Annotated in this window: 19 protein-coding genes and 6 pseudogenes; 12 read left to right on the top strand and 13 right to left on the bottom strand. The window is 49.1% G+C overall.

Features of this window, described 5'->3' with window-relative positions; all coding sequences use genetic code 11:
• Nucleotides 1-139: 139 nt before the first annotated feature.
• From pspE to pspA, 5 genes are all read right to left on the bottom strand, one after another.
• On the bottom strand, nucleotides 140-454 hold the full coding sequence (gene pspE, locus LCS67_RS10780; protein ID WP_000913429.1) for a thiosulfate sulfurtransferase PspE: 315 nt from the start codon (nucleotides 452-454) through the stop codon (nucleotides 140-142).
• Between the two features lie 75 nt (nucleotides 455-529).
• Nucleotides 530-748 (bottom strand): phage shock protein PspD, encoded by a 219-nt coding sequence (gene pspD, locus LCS67_RS10775; protein WP_001097607.1) that lies wholly within the window; start codon nucleotides 746-748, stop codon nucleotides 530-532.
• Between the two features lie 22 nt (nucleotides 749-770).
• On the bottom strand, nucleotides 771-1,130 hold the full coding sequence (gene pspC, locus LCS67_RS10770; RefSeq protein ID WP_000508936.1) for an envelope stress response membrane protein PspC: 360 nt from the start codon (nucleotides 1,128-1,130) through the stop codon (nucleotides 771-773).
• A complete protein-coding gene (gene pspB / locus LCS67_RS10765) occupies nucleotides 1,130-1,354 on the bottom strand; it encodes an envelope stress response membrane protein PspB (protein ID WP_001274953.1) in 225 nt (74 codons plus the stop codon). Before pspB ends, pspC begins: the two co-directional genes overlap by 1 nt.
• A gap of 59 nt (nucleotides 1,355-1,413) precedes the next feature.
• Complete coding sequence (gene pspA / locus LCS67_RS10760; protein WP_000511000.1) at nucleotides 1,414-2,082, bottom strand: phage shock protein PspA; 669 nt, start codon at nucleotides 2,080-2,082, stop codon at nucleotides 1,414-1,416.
• 170 nt (nucleotides 2,083-2,252) lie between these two features.
• Here pspA and pspF point away from each other — a divergent pair, with 170 nt between their 5' ends.
• The 3 genes from pspF to sapB all read left to right on the top strand — a co-directional run bounded on the left by pspF (nucleotide 2,253) and on the right by sapB (nucleotide 5,956).
• Nucleotides 2,253-3,233: a phage shock protein operon transcriptional activator gene (pspF, locus tag LCS67_RS10755; protein WP_001543112.1), complete on the top strand. Its 981-nt coding sequence runs from the start codon at nucleotides 2,253-2,255 to the stop codon at nucleotides 3,231-3,233.
• Between the two features lie 111 nt (nucleotides 3,234-3,344).
• On the top strand, nucleotides 3,345-4,994 hold the full coding sequence (gene sapA, locus LCS67_RS10750; protein ID WP_001241628.1) for a peptide ABC transporter substrate-binding protein SapA: 1,650 nt from the start codon (nucleotides 3,345-3,347) through the stop codon (nucleotides 4,992-4,994).
• Nucleotides 4,991-5,956, top strand: a complete 966-nt coding sequence (gene sapB / locus LCS67_RS10745) for a peptide ABC transporter permease SapB (protein WP_000583298.1) — start codon at nucleotides 4,991-4,993, stop codon at nucleotides 5,954-5,956. The genes sapA and sapB overlap by 4 nt, the downstream gene beginning before the upstream one ends.
• A 230-nt stretch (nucleotides 5,957-6,186) precedes the next feature.
• Here the strand turns inward: sapB and LCS67_RS10740 are convergent.
• The 5 genes and pseudogenes from LCS67_RS10740 to LCS67_RS10720 form a co-directional block, all read right to left on the bottom strand.
• Nucleotides 6,187-6,489: pseudogene (locus tag LCS67_RS10740) on the bottom strand (recombinase family protein); the annotation flags it as partial.
• Nucleotides 6,490-6,647: 158 nt separating this feature from the next.
• Nucleotides 6,648-6,818, bottom strand: a pseudogene (locus LCS67_RS22825) (putative holin); the annotation flags it as partial.
• A 58-nt stretch (nucleotides 6,819-6,876) separates the two neighbouring features.
• On the bottom strand, nucleotides 6,877-7,302 hold the full coding sequence (locus LCS67_RS10730) for a subtilase family AB5 toxin binding subunit (protein ID WP_000727928.1): 426 nt from the start codon (nucleotides 7,300-7,302) through the stop codon (nucleotides 6,877-6,879).
• Between the two features lie 19 nt (nucleotides 7,303-7,321).
• Nucleotides 7,322-7,825, bottom strand: a pseudogene (locus LCS67_RS10725) (pertussis toxin-like subunit ArtA); the annotation flags it as partial.
• Between the two features lie 131 nt (nucleotides 7,826-7,956).
• Nucleotides 7,957-8,139 (bottom strand): recombination protein NinG, encoded by a 183-nt coding sequence (locus tag LCS67_RS10720; protein ID WP_001096568.1) that lies wholly within the window; start codon nucleotides 8,137-8,139, stop codon nucleotides 7,957-7,959.
• A 470-nt stretch (nucleotides 8,140-8,609) separates the two neighbouring features.
• On the opposite strand from LCS67_RS10720, the gene LCS67_RS10715 reads away from it, so the two are divergent.
• Complete coding sequence (locus LCS67_RS10715; protein WP_001605114.1) at nucleotides 8,610-9,332, top strand: hypothetical protein; 723 nt, start codon at nucleotides 8,610-8,612, stop codon at nucleotides 9,330-9,332.
• A gap of 413 nt (nucleotides 9,333-9,745) precedes the next feature.
• On the opposite strand, the pseudogene LCS67_RS10710 reads toward LCS67_RS10715, so the two are convergent.
• Nucleotides 9,746-10,101 (bottom strand): annotated as a pseudogene (locus LCS67_RS10710) (Arm DNA-binding domain-containing protein); the annotation flags it as partial.
• A 135-nt stretch (nucleotides 10,102-10,236) separates the two neighbouring features.
• On the opposite strand from LCS67_RS10710, the gene sapC reads away from it, so the two are divergent.
• From sapC to sapF, 3 genes are read left to right on the top strand one after another with little or no spacing between them, the layout of a single operon-like run.
• The gene (sapC, locus tag LCS67_RS10705; protein ID WP_001146154.1) at nucleotides 10,237-11,127 is read left to right on the top strand and encodes a peptide ABC transporter permease SapC; all 891 of its coding nucleotides are present in this window, start codon (nucleotides 10,237-10,239) and stop codon (nucleotides 11,125-11,127) included.
• Complete coding sequence (sapD, locus tag LCS67_RS10700; protein ID WP_001128869.1) at nucleotides 11,127-12,119, top strand: peptide ABC transporter ATP-binding protein SapD; 993 nt, start codon at nucleotides 11,127-11,129, stop codon at nucleotides 12,117-12,119. The genes sapC and sapD overlap by 1 nt, the downstream gene beginning before the upstream one ends.
• 1 nt (nucleotide 12,120) lies before the next feature.
• Nucleotides 12,121-12,927 (top strand): peptide ABC transporter ATP-binding protein SapF, encoded by an 807-nt coding sequence (gene sapF / locus LCS67_RS10695; RefSeq protein ID WP_000230462.1) that lies wholly within the window; start codon nucleotides 12,121-12,123, stop codon nucleotides 12,925-12,927.
• A 15-nt stretch (nucleotides 12,928-12,942) separates the two neighbouring features.
• On the opposite strand, the gene LCS67_RS10690 is transcribed toward sapF, so the two are convergent.
• Both LCS67_RS10690 and steC read right to left on the bottom strand, forming a co-directional pair.
• A complete protein-coding gene (locus LCS67_RS10690; RefSeq protein WP_001268413.1) occupies nucleotides 12,943-13,650 on the bottom strand; it encodes an EAL domain-containing protein in 708 nt (235 codons plus the stop codon).
• A 465-nt stretch (nucleotides 13,651-14,115) separates the two neighbouring features.
• Nucleotides 14,116-15,489 carry an SPI-2 type III secretion system effector kinase SteC gene (gene steC, locus LCS67_RS10685; protein WP_001116919.1) on the bottom strand — a complete coding sequence of 458 codons (1,374 nt, stop codon included), beginning with the start codon at nucleotides 15,487-15,489 and terminating at the stop codon, nucleotides 14,116-14,118.
• A gap of 34 nt (nucleotides 15,490-15,523) precedes the next feature.
• On the opposite strand from steC, the gene LCS67_RS10680 reads away from it, so the two are divergent.
• The 5 genes and pseudogenes from LCS67_RS10680 to LCS67_RS10660 all read left to right on the top strand — a co-directional run bounded on the left by LCS67_RS10680 (nucleotide 15,524) and on the right by LCS67_RS10660 (nucleotide 20,240).
• Nucleotides 15,524-15,664 carry a hypothetical protein gene (locus LCS67_RS10680; RefSeq protein ID WP_043942882.1) on the top strand — a complete coding sequence of 47 codons (141 nt, stop codon included), beginning with the start codon at nucleotides 15,524-15,526 and terminating at the stop codon, nucleotides 15,662-15,664.
• 13 nt (nucleotides 15,665-15,677) lie between these two features.
• Nucleotides 15,678-15,978 (top strand): annotated as a pseudogene (locus LCS67_RS10675) (hypothetical protein).
• Nucleotides 15,979-16,095: 117 nt separating this feature from the next.
• Complete coding sequence (gene fabI, locus LCS67_RS10670) at nucleotides 16,096-16,884, top strand: enoyl-ACP reductase FabI (RefSeq protein WP_000506501.1); 789 nt, start codon at nucleotides 16,096-16,098, stop codon at nucleotides 16,882-16,884.
• Nucleotides 16,885-17,083: 199 nt separating this feature from the next.
• A pseudogene (locus LCS67_RS10665) lies at nucleotides 17,084-18,061 on the top strand (CMD domain-containing protein); the annotation flags it as partial.
• Between the two features lie 244 nt (nucleotides 18,062-18,305).
• Entirely contained in the window at nucleotides 18,306-20,240 is a 1,935-nt protein-coding gene (locus LCS67_RS10660) for an exoribonuclease II (protein ID WP_023220538.1), read from the top strand.
• Nucleotides 20,241-20,313: the final 73 nt, after the last annotated feature.

The following is a 20,313-nucleotide window of genomic DNA, read 5'->3' as shown; positions in this document are numbered from 1 at the left end:
GTTGAGCCTGAAGAGAAGAAAAAATAATAACGAGCCTGCGTTATAGATATGTGCAAAAACGTTATTATCAACTACCCGGAGAGATCAACAACGGCGCATTAAGCGCCGCGGTTAGTATGAGTATTGAGCAATAGATTATCTATTTTTTTACTTTCGGCATATCAAGACGACTGATGCCGCCCATATTCATCGCGTGCGTATACCCCATATCAAGCAACATTTGTTTTGCCATGCCCGACTGTCGCCCGGAGTTGCAATATAACTTTACCGTATAGTTCCTGTCTGGAACTACCGTTTCGATATGAGATTTAATCTCCTTCAATGGGATATTAATCGCGCCCTGAATATGCTCTCGTTGATATTGTTCCGGAATGCGGACATCTATCCAGTATTCTGCGGCATAAAGCGGCATGGCTATGAATAACGCTAACGCAAATATTCCTTTTTTCAACATACTCCCGTCCTGACACGTAATGTATTTCGCACACACTATACGCCAGAGCTTAACGAAATATTATGACCAGACTCGCTATTTGTAACGCTGCGAAATTTTATTCGCCGCCTTACGAAGTACTGGCTCCAGCGCAAACGCCAGCAACATTTTTAGCGGACGACGGGCGACGGATTTTACCGCCCATCCCGCCACGCCGGCAGGCCCGTAGCGTAACGCGGTCAACAGAACCAGCTTACCTGCTATTTTGAAGCCGGGCTTCACCTTCTGCCCGGCGCGTTGCCAGCGAGTATTCATCTTCACCTTCCCGATATAACACTTAAAGTTGACGGAAACGACTACGCAGTGTGAACGTATCTGACGTGACGTAGCGTTCCATTTCTCGCAAACGCTTTTCGCCTGCGGCAAGCTCTCTGTCTACGGTATCCAGCAGTTCGCCGCTGGTCGGCTGCGGTTTGCCTGCGGCCAGATTATCCGGCATAGGGTCCAGTACAAAAGACAGAACGATATAGGCCACTACGGTAAAAAACGCCAGCCCAAAGAAAATCGACAGCACGACCAGAATACGCACCAGTTTTACCGGTACATCAAGGTAGTCGGCGATCCCAGCGCAAACGCCACGCAACATGCCCTTTTGCGGCATACGCCATAGTTTTTTATTCAGATTGATTCCACCCATTAGCGCTCTCTCCAGTTCGGATGCTCTGCATCAAGAATGTCTTCCAGCGCCTGAATGCGCTCGCGCATACGTTGCGCGTCGTCTGTGAGTTGCAGTAAGCGTTGCTGCTCGCTTTGCGACAGTTCTCCCCGACCGGCGCGGTTGCTGTAATGCAGCCACAGCCAAATCGGTAACACAAACAACACAAAAATGGTTAACGGGATGGCCAGAAATAGCGCGCTCATGCGTTCTCCTTACACCTAAAGCTGATGAGCGACGGCGCGTATCGGCGCCGCCATTGTCATTATTGATTATCTTGCTTCATTTTGGCTTTCAACTGCGCCAGCTGCTCGCTGATTTCATCATCGGCTTTCAGGTTGGCAAACTGTTGGTCCAGCGATTGCTGCTTACCAAAACGATGGCTTTCCGCTTCCGCTTCCATTTGATCGATACGACGTTCAAAGGATTCAAACCGCGCCATGGCTTCATCCAGTTTGCCGCTGTCAAGCTGACGACGAACATCGCGGGAAGAACTTGCCGCCTGATGACGCAGCATCAGCGCCTGCTGGCGAGCGCGTGTTTCGCTGAGTTTGTTTTCCAGCTCGCCAATCTCTTTCTTCATGCGCGCCAGCGTGTCATCCACCAGCGTGACTTCCTGTTCAAGCGTAGCAATTAAATCGGTCAGCTTTTGTTTTTCAATCAATGCGGCGCGCGCCAGATCGTCTTTATCTTTGCGCAGAGCCAGTTCCGCTTTTTCCTGCCACTCGGTCTGCTGAGCCGTAGCCTGTTCAATACGACGGGATAACTGTTTCTTTTCCGCTAAAGCACGCGCGGAGTTCGAGCGAACCTCCACCAGCGTATCTTCCATCTCCTGAATCATCAGGCGCACCAGCTTCTGCGGATCTTCCGCTTTTTCCAACAACGCATTGATATTGGCGTTCACGATGTCGGCAAAACGAGAAAAAATACCCATAATTCAATCCTCACATAATGTTCTGATAACGGGCGATGCCCTGCTACATGATTAATACAATTTGCGTGCCAACTTTTCATATCACTGATAATAAAGAAATTGTTTCGTTTTACCTCGCCAGCAAAAAAGGATAAAGTGGTGAAAAACACTAACAAGTGGCGATTTTCATCATGGCTGAATTTAAAGATAACCTGCTCGGCGAGGCAAACCGTTTTCTTGAAGTACTGGAACAAGTCTCCCGGCTCGCGCCGCTGGATAAGCCAGTGCTGATTATTGGCGAACGCGGTACGGGTAAAGAACTTATCGCCAATCGCCTGCACTATCTCTCTTCACGCTGGCAGGGGCCGCTTATCTCGCTTAACTGCGCGGCGCTTAACGAAAATCTGCTGGACTCCGAACTGTTTGGTCATGAAGCGGGCGCTTTTACCGGGGCGCAAAAACGTCATCCCGGTCGCTTTGAACGCGCCGATGGCGGCACGCTGTTTTTGGATGAACTGGCGACAGCGCCGATGCTGGTACAGGAAAAGCTGCTGCGGGTGATTGAATATGGCGAGCTAGAGCGCGTCGGCGGCAGCCAGCCGTTACAGGTTAATGTGCGATTAGTATGCGCCACCAATGCCGATTTACCCGCCATGGTGAAGGAAGGGACATTTCGTGCCGATCTGCTCGACAGGCTGGCTTTTGATGTTGTACAACTGCCGCCGCTGCGCGAACGCCAGAGCGATATCATGCTGATGGCCGAGCATTTTGCTATTCAGATGTGTCGTGAACTACGTCTGCCCTTATTTCCCGGTTTTACCGATCGGGCAAAAGAAACGTTGTTGCATTACGCCTGGCCGGGTAATGTCCGCGAGCTGAAAAACGTAGTCGAACGTTCAGTGTATCGCCACGGCAGCAGTGAACATCCTTTGGATGAAATTGTTATCGATCCTTTTCAACGCCATCCCGCCGAACCGCCCGCGCCCGCCCTGCCATCGGCAACCGCCACGCCCGACCTGCCGCTCAAGTTGCGGGAGTTTCAACTGCAACAGGAAAAAGCGCTGCTGCAACGTAGCTTACAGCAGGCGAAATTTAACCAGAAACGAGCCGCCGATTTGCTGGCACTCACTTACCACCAGTTTCGCGCCTTGCTTAAAAAGCATCAGCTTTAGCTATTTCTCCGGCTAATTGACGACATTTACGCCAGTTATCCACCGACATTTTTACGTGGCGGGCCGAAGTGCGATACACTTTGCAAATTGAACTTCAAAAACTTAACTATTATGCGCCTGGTTTTATCGTCTCTGATCGTGATAGCGGGTCTACTGAGTAGTCAGGCTACGGCTGCGACTGCGCCCGAACAAACTGCGAGTGCAGATATTCGCGATAGCGGCTTTGTGTATTGTGTCAGCGGGCAGGTCAACACCTTTAATCCGCAAAAAGCGAGCAGCGGCCTCATCGTCGATACCCTGGCCGCCCAGTTATATGACCGCCTGTTGGATGTCGATCCCTATACTTATCGTTTAGTCCCAGAGCTGGCAGAAAGCTGGGAAGTGCTGGATAACGGGGCAACGTACCGTTTTCACCTGCGCCGCGACGTTTCCTTTCAAAAAACCGCCTGGTTTACGCCGACCCGAAAACTCAATGCTGATGATGTTGTCTTTACCTTTCAGCGGATTTTCGATCGTCGACATCCGTGGCATAACATCAACGGCAGTAGCTTCCCCTACTTTGATAGCCTACAGTTCGCCGACAATGTAAAAAGCGTGCGTAAGCTGGACAATAACACCGTTGAGTTTCGCCTGACGCAGCCAGACGCCTCCTTTTTATGGCATCTGGCCACACACTACGCTTCCGTTATGTCCGCTGAGTACGCCGCGCAGCTTAGCCGAAAAGATCGTCAGGAACTGCTTGACCGCCAACCGGTCGGCACCGGGCCTTTCCAGCTTTCGGAGTACCGTGCCGGGCAGTTTATTCGTCTCCAGCGCCACGATGGTTTTTGGCGCGGCAAACCGCTGATGCCGCAAGTAGTAGTGGATTTAGGCTCCGGCGGTACCGGGCGTTTATCAAAATTACTGACCGGTGAATGCGATGTTCTGGCCTGGCCCGCCGCCAGCCAGCTAACTATTTTACGCGACGATCCGCGTTTGCGCCTGACGTTGCGCCCGGGGATGAATATCGCCTATCTGGCCTTTAACACCGATAAGCCGCCGTTGAATAATCCCGCAGTGCGCCATGCGCTGGCCTTATCGATCAACAACCAGCGCCTGATGCAGTCGATTTATTACGGCACGGCAGAAACCGCAGCCTCCATTTTACCGAGAGCCTCATGGGCTTACGATAACGATGCCAAAATTACGGAGTACAATCCGGAAAAATCGCGCGAACAGCTAAAAGCGCTGGGCATTGAGAATCTTACGCTGCATCTCTGGGTGCCGACCAGTTCTCAGGCCTGGAACCCAAGTCCGCTAAAAACGGCGGAGCTTATTCAGGCGGATATGGCGCAGGTTGGCGTAAAAGTGGTCATTGTACCGGTTGAAGGTCGTTTTCAGGAGGCGCGTCTGATGGATATGAATCACGATCTGACCTTATCCGGCTGGGCCACGGACAGCAACGATCCGGATAGCTTTTTCAGACCGCTGTTAAGCTGTGCGGCCATCAATTCGCAAACCAATTTCGCCCACTGGTGTAACCCTGAATTTGATAGCGTGCTGCGTAAAGCACTGTCGTCGCAGCAGTTGGCTTCGCGCATAGAAGCGTATGAGGAAGCGCAGAATATCCTGGAGAAAGAGCTGCCGATACTGCCGCTGGCATCATCACTACGCCTGCAGGCTTACCGCTACGATATTAAAGGGCTGGTGTTAAGCCCGTTCGGCAATGCGTCTTTTGCCGGCGTCTCCCGCGAAAAACACGAAGAGGTGAAAAAACCATGATTATCTTCACCCTGCGTCGGTTATTGCTGTTGCTGGTGACGCTATTCTTCCTGACCTTTATCGGCTTTAGCCTGAGCTATTTTACGCCGCACGCGCCGCTACAAGGCGCATCATTATGGAATGCCTGGGTTTTCTGGTTCAATGGTCTGCTGCACTGGGACTTTGGCGTGTCCAGCATTAACGGCCAGCTGATCTCCGAACAGCTTAAAGAGGTGTTTCCCGCCACGATGGAGCTGTGCATTCTCGCCTTTGGTTTTGCGCTGATGGTCGGCATCCCGGTCGGGATGCTGGCTGGCGTGACGCGTAGCAAATGGCCGGATCGTTTTATCAGCGCGCTGGCGCTATTAGGTTTCTCAATTCCGGTTTTCTGGCTGGCGCTTCTGCTCACACTGTTCTTTTCGCTCACGCTGGGGTGGCTGCCGGTATCCGGGCGATTTGACCTACTTTATGAAGTTAAACCGGTTACCGGTTTCGCCATCATTGACGCCTGGATTTCAGATTCGCCGTGGCGCGATGAAATGGTGATGAGCGCCATACGACATATGGTTTTACCGGTGCTCACGCTTTCCGTCGCGCCGACCACAGAAGTGATCCGCCTGATGCGAATCAGCACTATTGAGGTCTACGATCAGAACTACGTTAAAGCGGCGGCCACGCGCGGCTTGTCGCGCTTTACGATTTTACGCCGTCACGTGTTGCATAATGCGCTGCCGCCGGTCATTCCCCGTCTTGGCCTGCAGTTTTCAACCATGTTAACGCTGGCGATGATTACCGAAATGGTTTTCAGCTGGCCAGGGCTGGGACGATGGTTAATTCACGCCATTCGTCAGCAGGACTATGCCGCTATTTCCGCTGGCGTGATGGTCATTGGGTCGCTGGTTATTGTGGTCAATGTGATTTCCGATATTTTGGGTGCTATGGCTAACCCGCTGAAACATAAGGAATGGTATGCCTTACGATAAGAAACAATAAAAATATCATTAAATCAAAAAGTTATGCTTTTATTTTTGTGATAAGTTCGTTTTTTAGTACACAAATATATACACTTTGTTTTCTACTTTCTCCGGCAGTCAATGCTTCGATGATGATTGCCGGAGATTTATCTTCTGTATCAGCGCCTCCGGGTTTCACTACGTATCGCTACCTGCTGTCGCGGTACGCCAGCCCCAATCAAACGCCCGGCCTGCGCCTATTGTTCCAATGTTAGTTTCGGTCGTCGGCCACCATTACACCCCCTCTCCCTTGTCGCTTCCAGTCCAGCGCGGGTTCTTTCCACAATCAATTCACGTTCCATTTCATCAAGTGTGCCCATGACATGAAAGAAGAATCGCCCCATTGGCGTCGACGTGTCTATGCTGCTGTCGGTCAGGCTGTGGAAATTAACGCCGCGTTCGCGCAATTCTTCTACCAGAACGACCAGATGACGCATACTGTGACCCAGGCGATCAAGCTTCCATACAACCAGTGTGTCCCCTTCTGATAACGTCCTGACTAAAAGGAGCAGGCTTCACGGGCTGGATTTATCCAACAAAGCGCGTAGTGAGTGTTTCCCGTGAGGCTGAATACGAAAAAGGCCACGTAAATGCGCAGCCTTTATGGTGAGAGTTCTAATCTTAAGAGGCACTCCATCAAACAAACCACCCACAATTGTCAGAAGCTTGAAGGAGTGCTTTGGGGTGACAGTATCTGCGGCATTGTTGCCACGAACAACGTTCCCGCAAATGCTCAAAATACAATCCCAAAATCCGCTCCAGTAAACAGTCTGAATATCGTTGCCCCACAGATCGCTACAGCCATACAGGAACCTGATAAAGGTTCAGACATAATCGTCTCACCAACAAGATTAAGCCTGTTCTTTAGAGCGTTTAATACCCAGCAACATTTAATTTGTCAACATAGGCCCCATACAATAACTTGATGAGCTACAAGTAGTTATCGCAATTAATTCCCTGGAAGAGAATGCACTTTTGAAATCGGGGTCGCGCCAAACATTCTCTTTATAATATATCCTTACATCCCCCCCTGTTGTATAATAATACTTTGCTATATTTAGCATGTTATCAAACCCCTGTTTATGATTCCCGTACACATCCACTTTACACATGGCATTGACACTAATAGCCTCACTCCCGCGCTTCAGTTCGATACAAAAAAACTGAGTTTCCTTATCCCCTGACGTATACACACCATAAGACAGGTTTTTAATCTGAACATTACTCACATACGTATCATAATCAGCCATAGCTGCATAACAAACACTGGATAATGACGCAAGAGCAAGAGTCAGAACCTTTAATTTCTTTTTCATAATCCACTCCAACAATATTTACCATACTTGCATTTCTCTCGTAAACAAGCTCAACTGCTTCATGGATATTTTCAATTGGGATAGAATTTACAGATACATACTCACTTTGTAACTGCATCATCACTCGCTCAAAATGACCAAACTGGATACCACATAACTCAATATAAGCAACAGACGGCGGAAGGCTGTAGAAACTATTGTCTGCACGGATTCTGTATCTGTACAACCTGCCGCTAAATGTTGCTCTGGAGTAATATAATCGTGCTATATTATAAGACTCATTAATATCTGAGATAGTCGCAATATAGTACTGTCTCGACTACCGGATGCACAGGAGTCATCTCTTATATGTTGCTGAAGATTCCTGTTATTACCGTGCGAAGCAAAACCATCCCGAAAAATCACATCTGAAGGTCTCGAGTCAACACGATATACAAAATCAACGGCACTTGCATAATCAGAAAAACACTAAAAATAATATTACTTTTTTATCATACCCCCTCCCACAGAAACTATCAGGCAAACCACCTAATGTGTTAAACCGAGTGCTAACCATAGCTCAGTCATACTTTACGTCTCGCTGGATAAAATTAGAAAAACAAACCTCCCTGGTTTACGGGCACGAAAATCCCCGTAATCACACAATGCCTATCCTTAAACTGCGGCGTTCGCCTGGCGTTCGGCTTTATCCGTCTGGTATTTATCCCTGATACGCCTGGCACGCAGTTCCAGCGCGTAGATAGCGCCATGTTCAGGACAGCACCAGACAACGTTGCTGTAAGCAGGAGAAAACCATTCCCGGCAAACTTTGCATTTACGGCGCGGTAATTTAGCCATGCTCACCTCAGACCCGGTTACGGATATAGCATCTAATAACGTTAGATTATGCATGCGTAATAATTCATAGCATATTTATATTAATGTAAATAAAATACAGTCAACAGATTTCTCCAATTTTATTATATATAAACAGAGGCTTACGTTGAGTAATAACAAGATCATACAATCCCGCACCAGTAAAATTAATGTAAAAATAGGCGTAATCATGTATTAATATTGACTGGACAGCAGGTAAGTGATAACAAATAAATATTAAAAAGTAAATATCACATAATAATCATTATCACTACATGAGAGGTGAATATGATGAAACCTATTTCTGCCGCGATTCTCAATATTAGAGGGACAGCCCCCGGCACTGCCACTTCGGAAATGGCGCAACTAACCTAGCCAAAGATATTATTAGGGTAGCTAATATTGCTTATAATATTTCACAGGTTGAGCAAAAAAGTGGTTTCTTGTTAGTAATGGGAGAGAAAGGCTTCAACAAATCGGCTTGCCTGCATATGCTGGGACAACAAATATCCAGAGTTTTTTCTGGGAAGCACTTATATCCTGGTGTTTTTATAAGTAAAGACGCAGCGTCCGAATTTGAAAAAACAATCAGCACTCATTATAAAACTCTTTCGAGTCACATTGATCTGCAACAATACACTAATGATGTAAATTGCGGAGCAGCTGTAGGTATTGTTGCACGGCAGCAAGAAAACCTCATACTAGATGAGATCACATTAAGTGCGTTTAAAAAGGTCTATATTACCGGTCATGGTGCAGCAGGCACTAATGTTCTAGCCAGTGGCGACTCTGTTTTTTCTGCAAAACAACTGGTTGATATTCTGGTTGCTAATAAAGTTTTAGAGGTTATAAAGGATATAAGGATTAGTAGTTGTTATTCCGCAGATAAAAGAGAGCCTAATAGTTTTAAAAAGGAGGACATAGATAAAGCGAATAGAAATGCTGGTTTCTTTGAACGAATGGTGTTTGGAGAACGTGATACTTTTATAGAGAGGGTTGCTAATGAGATCTGGAGTAGAGGCTACATAGATGTCAAAGTTTCTGGTTACCATGGTGCTGGTGTATTTTATGCTGGTGAAATCCCATTTACACATCTTAGAAGCACGACGATCCCGCCAACTATCACTGTAAAAAGAAAGTCCGTAAGAGTAACGCTGGAAAGTCCTATAGATTAAATCATAAACTCAGCTCTATTACTTTTGGGTAGATCAAGGGGTTATCATCAAAATTATATTTTTGTTAATGTTTTTGCGATATTGTAAACTGACAGTTACTGTATAAATAATCGGTAACTGTCAGCTCACATCTGAGCTAATAAATATAATTCCCCCTGCTGACCCGCTGCAGCGGTTTAAGACGCAACACCCCATGCCGGAGTATTCCGATCTGTCTTATTGTGAACCTCCCAGAGACTAATACCGCAACTGAACACAAACTCCGCCAGATACTTTAAGCCGGACTATTCCCCGGATGCCGCCGCGCGCCGCTTCTACTAATGCCGCAACATCCTGATCGCGCCATACTCCAAACTGGCGCCAGCCGCCATTGTCGGTCTTAATGACCCTGGCCCAAATTCCGTACAGTGCTAAAACTTCTCCCAGTAGTCGTATGTTCTTTTACGGTTAACGCTTCTGTTTTTTTCTTCTTCTCCAGTACCATCTGGTGACGAGGATCGAGTCCCTCAGTTAACCATGATCTAAAGTACTGACGGCGTTCCCTGGCATGAGATAGTGATATGGTTGGATAATCGCCAATCGTCAGTTGAGCAGCGTTCCCGTTCCATCTGTATCGGTAAAAGAATGTTATACTGCCGGATGTAGAGAGCCTGACATTGAGACCATGAGCGTCTGAGATGACCTTGATTTGGTCTCTTTTTTTGCCTGGAGCCTTTCTTAATTTTGTATCGGCAAGCAATGTGTACACTTCATGAGAGGATATACACATTAGTGTACATATTTTGCATAAATTGATAACCTCAAAGTACACAAAATTAAAACGCCAACGCTCGATAACGAATTGATAATGTTTAAAAATTTCAAAAGACATAAAGCATGGTAAACAAAAATAAAACGAGTAAATATGCCTTACGATAGCGTCTACAGCGAAAAGCGCCCGCCAGGCACCCTGCGCACTGCCTGGCGTAAATTTTATAGCGACGCGCCTGCGATGGTGGGCCTGTATGGATGCGCCGGTCTGGCGTTGTTGTGTATTTTTGGCGGCTGGATCGCGCCCTATGGTATCGATCAGCAATTTTTGGGCTATCAGCTACTGCCGCCCTCCTGGTCACGCTATGGCGAAGTCTCCTTTTTTCTGGGGACTGACGATCTGGGGCGCGATGTGCTGAGCCGCCTGTTAAGCGGCGCGGCGCCCACAGTCGGCGGCGCGTTTATCGTAACGCTGGCGGCTACGCTATGTGGATTAGTCCTCGGCGTAGTGGCAGGCGCGACGCACGGTTTACGCTCTGCCGTACTGAACCATATTCTGGACACGCTGCTTTCCATCCCTTCGCTCTTGCTGGCGATTATCGTCGTGGCATTTGTCGGCCCACATCTGTCACACGCGATGTTTGCCGTCTGGCTGGCCCTGTTGCCGCGAATGGTACGTTCCGTCTATAGCATGGTGCATGATGAACTGGAAAAAGAGTACGTCATTGCCGCCCGTCTGGATGGCGCGACAACGCTGAATATTCTGTGGTTCGCCATTTTACCGAATATTACCGCCGGTCTGGTCACCGAAATTACCCGGGCGCTGTCGATGGCGATTCTGGACATCGCCGCGCTGGGATTTTTAGATCTCGGCGCGCAGCTTCCCTCTCCTGAATGGGGCGCCATGTTGGGAGATGCGCTGGAGCTAATCTATGTCGCGCCGTGGACCGTTATGCTACCCGGCGCGGCGATAACGCTCAGTGTTTTACTGGTAAACCTGCTCGGAGATGGGATTCGTCGTGCGATTATTGCGGGGGTGGAATAATGCCGTTACTGGATATCCGCAATCTCACCATTGAATTTAAAACCAGCGAAGGTTGGGTAAAAGCGGTCGATCGCGTCAGTATGACATTAAGCGAAGGCGAAATTCGCGGCCTGGTAGGTGAATCGGGTTCCGGAAAGAGCTTGATTGCTAAAGCTATTTGCGGCGTCGCGAAAGACAACTGGCGAGTCACTGCCGACCGTATGCGTTTTGATGATATCGATCTGCTGCGCCTCTCCTCTCGTGAACGGCGTAAGCTGGTCGGGCATAATGTGTCGATGATCTTCCAGGAGCCGCAGTCGTGCCTTGATCCTTCCGAACGCGTCGGCCGCCAGCTAATGCAAAATATTCCCGCCTGGACCTATAAAGGCCGCTGGTGGCAGCGTTTAGGCTGGCGTAAACGGCGTGCTATTGAATTACTGCACCGGGTGGGAATTAAAGATCATAAAGACGCGATGCGCAGTTTTCCCTATGAACTGACCGATGGCGAGTGTCAGAAAGTCATGATCGCTATCGCGCTGGCGAATCAACCGCGACTCCTGATCGCTGATGAACCCACCAACTCAATGGAACCGACGACGCAGGCGCAAATTTTTCGCCTGCTGACCCGACTGAATCAAAACAGTAATACCACCATTCTGTTGATTAGCCACGACCTGCAAATGCTGAGTCAGTGGGCTGACAAAATCAACGTTTTATACTGCGGCCAGACGGTAGAAACCGCGCCAAGTAAAGATCTGGTGACGACGCCACATCATCCTTATACGCAGGCGCTTATCCGCGCGATTCCGGATTTTGGCAGTGCGATGCCGCATAAAAGCCGTCTGAATACGCTGCCGGGCGCGATCCCGCTACTGGAGCAGTTACCGATAGGTTGTCGTCTGGGGCCGCGCTGCCCTTACGCGCAACGAGAATGCATTATCACGCCACGCTTAACCGGCGCGAAAAATCATCTCTATGCCTGTCATTTTCCGCTGAATATGGAGAGAGAGTGATATGGTGGAAACTCTGCTTGAAGTGCGCAACCTGAGTAAAACCTTTCGCTACCGGACAGGATGGTTTCGCCGCCAGACCGTCGACGCCGTGAAACCATTAAGCTTTACGCTTCGTGAGCGTCAGACTCTGGCCATTATCGGCGAAAACGGTTCCGGCAAATCCACGCTGGCAAAGATGCTGGCCGGCATGATTGAACCCACCAGCGGCGAGCTTCTTATTGACGATCATCCCCTGCATTACGGCGACTATTCGTTTCGAAGCCAACGTATTCGAATGATTTTTCAGGACCCCTCAACGTCACTGAATCCACGTCAACGTATTTCACAGATCCTTGACTTCCCCCTGCGCCTTAATACCGATCTGGAGCCGGAACAGCGGCGCAAACAGATTGTCGAGACGATGCGTATGGTGGGGCTATTGCCCGATCACGTGAGCTACTACCCGCATATGCTGGCGCCGGGGCAGAAACAGCGTCTGGGCCTGGCCCGCGCGCTGATTTTACGCCCTAAAGTCATTATCGCGGACGAAGCGCTGGCTTCGCTTGATATGTCCATGCGCTCGCAGCTCATCAATCTGATGCTTGAATTGCAGGAAAAACAAGGCATCTCCTATATCTATGTCACGCAGCATATCGGCATGATGAAGCATATTAGCGATCAGGTATTAGTGATGCATCAGGGGGAAGTGGTTGAACGCGGCAGCACCGCCGATGTGCTCGCCTCTCCGCTACATGAGCTTACCCGCCGTTTAATCGCAGGCCATTTTGGCGAGGCGCTGACCGCTGACGCATGGCGAAAGGATCGCTAAGCGAAACAAATACCCTCAGTTCGATTCTCTGAGGGTGTTCATGCGACTGCCCAACAGCAATGTTTCAACCTCTTCTAACGCAACGGAAGGAAATAACGTGCCCTGGGTTGCCCAAATGCCTGCCGTTTTTAACGCCGGCAAATAGCGTGCGTTTTCCTGGCCACCCACCACAATCTTGTCACAATAATGCCGGATATGTTTGACGAGCAGCGGAAACGTCATTTTTTCAATTTGTGAGACAAAAAAGCTGCGATCAAGTTTTACACCGCTAAAACACCCGCAAACTAATGGCGCAGCGGTTGCGTTCCCTACGCCCAGGTCGCCCAGCCATAATGGATTAGGTTGTTTATGAAGCGCGTGTATTAAAGGATCGACTAAGACGTTATCTTGACATGAAAAATGTTCAGCGACCTGCAGCCCCACAAATAACATGGCGTGTAGTAACGCGCGAATATCTTTGTCCTGAAGGACAAGCTGCGCCATACCCCGATCGATATTTACGATACAGAACAGGCCGTGGCGTAGAAACCAGCCATGTTTGGCCGCGATTGTCCGCAACAGATCAAGCAGAAAACGGCGCTTCTGCGAATTGTCCCATGACGAGATAACAAACTCAGGGTGTAGCGGACGAGCGGGCGACGATGCAAAATGGGTAGTGATTTCGACACCCAGTAAATCCCCCTCCATTGCCCTTATCGGCTCTGCCATAAAAAAATAGCGCATGTGACCACTCCACTTGATCTTAACTCCCTGATAATGCGCTTTTAACGCAAATCAATCAATAAAAACGATCAATATATAAAAAATGATCGAAAAAAACAATATATGTTAACCTCATGATAACTTGCTAATTTTATGTTTTGAGAATGTTCTTCTATTGCTATAAGGAAATTTACATACTACGCCGAACAACGCTAATACGACGGCATGAGACCATCCGTAAAGCCGGGGTCTTCTTGCCAGGTAGAGGGGAAAAATCAAGGCGAGTTAATGTTGTTGCACCATCGCGAGGCATTTCATCCACTATGGCGGCGCGGCATCACCAACCGTACTTGCGAGTTGCATCTCCGCTGCAGGCTGTCCAGATCCCCTGAACGACCTTTAAACGAATAGCAACTCTCAATAATTGATCGGCAAATCTGTAGCGAATGAGCCCCGGCGATTCGCAGAAAAGAACGGAACTAAATGCTATTTTTTTAATTCATCCTTTAATACTTTAGCCACAAGAGTCCCTTCCTCCGGCGCGGCTAGTTTAAAACGTCTTCCTGACGCAGGTGTCTGTTCTTCCTCTCCGATTAACTCATCAAGCTCTGTAATAAGTGACTTATAATATTCAATATCTTCAGTATTTCCTTCGGTCTCGGCCTGCTTTAATTTTATCAGGTAACGGGCCTTAATTTGCTCTTCCAATTGTGTTGTTGCAAGAGAAGCGCTTCGCTGTTGCCGGGATTCTTGTGACAGCACGATTTGATCGCCATCCACAAAGAAAAGTACCCCCTCTTTAACCAGAATATTACCTACGTTATCTATATCATGCATATAAACCCCCCGGGATTCAAGAAGCGCCTCCGCCATTCGATAGTTATCTTCATCTTCAATATCGAACTCCTGACCTTGAATATATTTTGAAACTAAAACCGTAACGTCTTTACCATTAATATTCATGATGGCCGAACGAGAAAAATCCTTGTCGCCATTGGCCATGTTCAAATACTTACTGACACGATCAGGATGACAATTACGATGTTCCGGAGAGTTAACATCCACTTTTATTCCCCGCTCATTAATTGGAATCTTAACAACAAACTCATCATTTAACAGATAGACTGTCCCATAACTTCCGCTACCTATTTTATTTTTTTCAATATCACGCATGCGGATATTTTTTTTAAACTCCGACGAGTTAATAAACGCCTCTATTGCCGCTGGTTGTGATGCATCCGTCTGATCAGTATCGCCGCTCTCATCACCAGACGCCATGGCGGGCGTGGTCAGGAAGTCTATCAAACGTTGCTCAAAAGCCTCATAGATTCCATTACTACCTGCTTCGCTCGGCGGCTGGTTATCATTATCTAAAGCGGCAAGCGTAATTTCCCCGGAATTATAATTAAACATCGTTTCTTTTAAAAAATCGACGCAATGTTCAGAACACTCCGTCTCGGTCACTAATACTCCATCGTAAAACATCTGTAGTAGTAACATATTTTCTTGATACGCTAATACCTCTACAGTGTATTTATCTCTTGTTTCAGGTCTGGAGGCATCAATCAGTTTAATATATCCAAGAAGGGGGCGCCATCGTGTACAGTCTTCATCTCGCCTCGAAAATGGTCGTAGCGAGAAAGGCTTCGTAATATCGGGACGCTCGTTTTTTTGGCACAGTAGATTATATATTTCTCTATAATCAGAGATTAAACTTCGACTGGTAAATATATTCCTGAAAAAATCTATGAATTTCTCATACGTTGAAAAAATATGCTCTTTTTTATTATCGATGATATCTCTTAAATACCTTTCTGATATCTGGCAACTATGATTTCCGATCTGAAATGTAAACGGCATATGCCTCATCCTCTGAAAATTTATTATAATACACATGCAAACATATAAAAACCCGATTTGTAACTACTGTAATCACCTGATTTCCAAAATTTTTCATATTAAGTATTACTCTGCATCAATAAATAGAGAAAACCTTCAGCACCTAAAAAAGAAATTATTTTTGTTAAGCATTTGATGGTTAAAATTACATGTCCATAACATCGCTAATAGGTGAGGTAAACCATTCGGATGAATATTCAGGCTTCCTACAGAACCTTTATTTGTCTGGTGGAAGGTGCATCGCTATGCGTACTTGCTATCCGTCCCGGTGTCTCTGGTTGGATGAGGCGAACCTTACACCAGCTGGTATACTGCAGCGTAGGGCCTGTCCCATTAGACTCTTTGATTTGCCAGTTTGGCCCTGGGGAGTGCTCAAAATCCTCAGGGACTTCGTTATCGTGTGGTTTTAGAACGTCACCAGCTGGAGATAGCAGCGGAAAAATAGCGTGACACACGGGGTCAGGAGTGAGATATAATTTCAGACTAATTTCGAATAATGTTGAAAAGTTGCTGTTAACCATTGTTCGTAAAAGCAAAAAATAAGCAATGACTATAAGGATTAAAGCTATGGGTTTTCTTTCCGGTAAGCGCATTCTGGTCACTGGCGTGGCCAGTAAACTGTCCATCGCCTACGGTATCGCACAGGCGATGCACCGCGAAGGAGCTGAACTGGCGTTCACCTACCAGAACGACAAACTGAAAGGCCGCGTAGAAGAATTTGCTGCCCAGCTGGGTTCCAGCATCGTTTTACCGTGTGATGTCGCTGAAGATGCCAGCATTGACGCTATGTTTGCGGAGCTGGGTAACGTTTGGCCGAAATTTGACGGTTTCGTACACTCAATTGGTTTCGCGCCTGGCGATCAGCTGGACGGCGATTATGTTAATGCGGTTACCCGCGAAGGCTTTAAAATCGCTCACGATATTAGCTCTTACAGCTTTGTTGCCATGGCGAAAGCCTGCCGCACCATGCTGAATCCGGGTTCTGCGCTGTTGACCTTGTCTTATCTGGGAGCGGAGCGCGCCATCCCGAACTACAATGTCATGGGTCTGGCGAAAGCCTCTCTGGAAGCCAACGTGCGTTATATGGCAAATGCAATGGGGCCGGAAGGGGTTCGCGTCAACGCCATCTCTGCGGGTCCAATCCGCACGCTGGCGGCGTCCGGTATTAAAGATTTCCGTAAAATGCTGGCCCATTGTGAAGCCGTTACGCCAATTCGTCGCACCGTGACCATTGAAGATGTGGGTAACTCAGCGGCGTTTCTGTGTTCCGATCTCTCGGCAGGCATTTCTGGCGAAGTCGTCCATGTTGACGGCGGTTTCAGCATTGCGGCAATGAATGAACTGGAACTGAAGTAAGCGCATTAAGTTTATTAGCGGGCGGCACGGCTGTGCTGCCCCATTCCCCTCACTCACCACTCATCTCGTTATATAGCGTTCTGATATTTGTTATCACCTAACAATCTTTCATCCCTTTCCCGCATACGCCAGGATAATCCAGCATAAACGATCCGACGCCGAATCATTATCGATCGCCATTTCATCCTCGGGAAACCCTATGGAACAATGCCGAAAAGCGGGTAAAAGCCACTGGTATCATGAAACACAATCCACTATGTCGTCACAAACCCCGCTTTCGCTAATGCCGGAAGCCGCGTATGTTAACGATCGATTTTTACTGGATTTAGCGGTAGCAGAAACCGCGTTGACGCCTTTTGAGTCATGGTTAAAGCCAGCTCGCCAGTTGGCGGATGTCTTATTTCCCCGCACGGTTCTCAACGACCGGCTTCATACATTTAGCGCCTATGAACGTATGAGCACCGCGCTGACCGCCGCTCAGGTATTTGGGGTTCAGCGTTTGTGCCGCTATTATGCCGCTCGTCTGGCGCCGCTACCCGGCCCTGATGCCTCAAGAGAGAGCAATCAACGGCTGGCGCAAATTACGCAATACGCTCGTCAGCTTGCCGGCTCCCCCTCCGTTATCAATACGCGGGCCCGCGAACAACTTGCAGAGGTGGGATTAACCACCCGGGATACCGTACTCATCAATCAGATCATTGGGTTTATCGGTTTTCAGGCGCGGGTAGCGGCGATATTTCAGGCGTTTTGTCGTCTACCCGTGCGCGAACTGCCCGGCCAGGAGATGCAGCGCTTTGCCAGGGCCGCGCGGTTTCAAAACCCCCAGACGACATGGCAGCCCGCCGCCAGTCTGGTAGAATATCCTCCCGCCCATACCAAAGTTCAGCGGCAATATTCGTCTTCACAATGCCAAATGATGGCACCGGTACTCATCTGCGATCCGTCTTCATTCGCGTTACTCGAACGCATACTGACCAGCACATTACACACTGCGTCGCCCCCCTCTTTACTTCCACTTATCACGCTCCTCACATCACGTATCAACGGCAGCGCCGCCTGCTTTAACGAACAGGCAACCCAACCTGGCGCGTGGCGTCGCGCTGTCATCACGTTACGCCAGGAAGACGACGACATCGCTCGTTGGGAACTTGAGCCTGCGCTGACACAGGCGATACAATGGCTCACCAGAGCGCCCGATCGCTTTAGCGCCGCGCATTTTTTCCCGCTACTCACCAGGGGTGTTTCATCGGAGCAGGCCATTAACATGTTAGGCTGGTGCGGCGTGTGCGGATGGTTAAATCGTTTAAAAATCGCGTTGGGCGAAACCTATTAACTCATCCATTACAGAAAGAGCGCTTGCTGCGCCAGGCAGAATCGCGTAAAACTGTCAGCCGCTCTTTTGGCTACGAAAATAGACGAATATGTTTCAGGACAACCCGCTGCTAGCGCAGCTTAAACAGCAACTGCATTCCCAGACGCCGCGCGCTGAAGGGGTCGTAAAAGCCACGGAAAAAGGCTTTGGCTTCCTTGAGGTTGACGCGCAAAAAAGCTATTTCATTCCTCCGCCGCAGATGAAAAAAGTGATGCATGGCGATCGTATCGTCGCGGTCATCCACACGGAAAAAGAACGGGAGTCTGCCGAGCCGGAAGAACTGATCGAACCGTTCCTGACGCGCTTTGTGGGAAAAGTTCAGGGTAAAAATGACCGCCTGTCCATCGTGCCGGATCATCCGTTGCTGAAAGACGCGATTCCCTGCCGCGCCGCGCGCGGCGTTCAGCATGAGTTCAAAGAAGGTGACTGGGCGGTTGCCGAAATGCGCCGCCATCCGCTTAAAGGCGACCGTTCGTTTTACGCCGATTTAACGCAGTACATCACCTTTGCCGACGATCACTTTGTTCCCTGGTGGGTTACGCTTGCCCGCCACAACCTGGAAAAAGAAGCACCGAACGGCGTAGCGACGGAGATGCTGGACGAAGGGCTGGAGCGCCAGGATCTTACCGCGCTGAATTTCGTCACTATCGATAGCGCCAGCACTGAAGATATGGATGACGCGCTTTATGCTGAGGAATTAGCAGACGGCAGACTCCAGCTTACGGTGGCTATCGCCGATCCTACCGCCTGGATTGCCGAAGGCAGTAAGCTGGATAACGCCGCGAAAATTCGCGCCTTCACCAACTACCTGCCGGGCTTCAATATTCCTATGCTGCCGCGTGAGCTGTCTGACGATCTGTGCTCACTGCGCGCCAACGAAGTGCGTCCGGCGCTCGCCTGTCGCATGATAATCGCCGCAGACGGCACCATTGACGATGATATCGCCTTTTTTGCGGCCATCATCGAATCGAAGGCCAAGCTGGCGTACGACAATGTCTCCGACTGGCTGGAAAATAACGGCACCTGGCAGCCGGATAACGAAGGCATTGCCCAGCAGATTCGTCTGTTGCACCGTATTTGTCTAAGCCGCAGTGAGTGGCGTCATCATCATGCGTTAGTCTTTAAAGACCGCCCGGATTACCGCTTTGTGCTTGGCGAAAAAGGCGAAGTACTGGATATTGTGGCGGAACCGCGCCGTATCGCTAACCGTATCGTAGAAGAGTCGATGATCGCCGCTAACCTTTGCGCCGCGCGCGTACTGCGCGATAAGCTCGGTTTCGGTATTTACAACGTACATACGGGCTTCGATCCCGCGAATGCCGACGCGCTGGCCGCACTGCTGAAAACGCATGGTCTTCATGTCGATGCCGAAGAGGTGCTGACGCTGGAAGGCTTCTGTAAACTGCGTCGCGAACTGGATGCGCAGCCCTCCGGTTTCCTTGACAGCCGCATTCGTCGCTTCCAGTCTTTTGCGGAAATCAGTACCGAGCCGGGGCCGCATTTCGGTCTTGGTCTTGAGGCTTACGCCACCTGGACCTCTCCCATCCGTAAGTATGGCGATATGATTAACCATCGCCTGCTGAAAGCGGTCATCAAGGGGGAAGCTATTGCGCGTCCGCAGGAAGATATCACCCAGCAAATGGCGGAACGCCGTCGCCTGAACCGTATGGCGGAGCGCGATGTCGGCGACTGGTTATATGCACGCTTCCTTAACGATAAGGCGGGGACAAATACCCGTTTCGCGGCAGAAATTATTGACGTCAGCCGCGGTGGTATGCGTGTGCGACTGGTCGATAACGGCGCTATCGCCTTTATCCCTGCCCCGTTCCTGCACGCCGTTCGCGATGAACTGGTATGCAGCCAAGAAAACGGTACGGTACAGATTAAAGGTGAGACGGTTTATAAAGTGACGGATGTCATTGATGTCACTATTGCGGAAGTTCGCATGGAAACCCGCAGCATTATTGCCCGACCGGCAGCGTAACCACGCTTAGCTCGCTCAACGGCCTTTGCTGAGAAGGCAAAGGCCGTTTCTTTTCTTCTTCTCCCTTCCGTCA

Origin of the sequence: Salmonella sp. A7 (genome assembly GCF_020181675.1) — a bacterium.
Taxonomy (GTDB): domain Bacteria; phylum Pseudomonadota; class Gammaproteobacteria; order Enterobacterales; family Enterobacteriaceae; genus Salmonella; species Salmonella enterica.
Note: the sequence above shows the minus strand (reverse complement) of the source record. Positions and strands in the feature narration are given on the sequence as shown.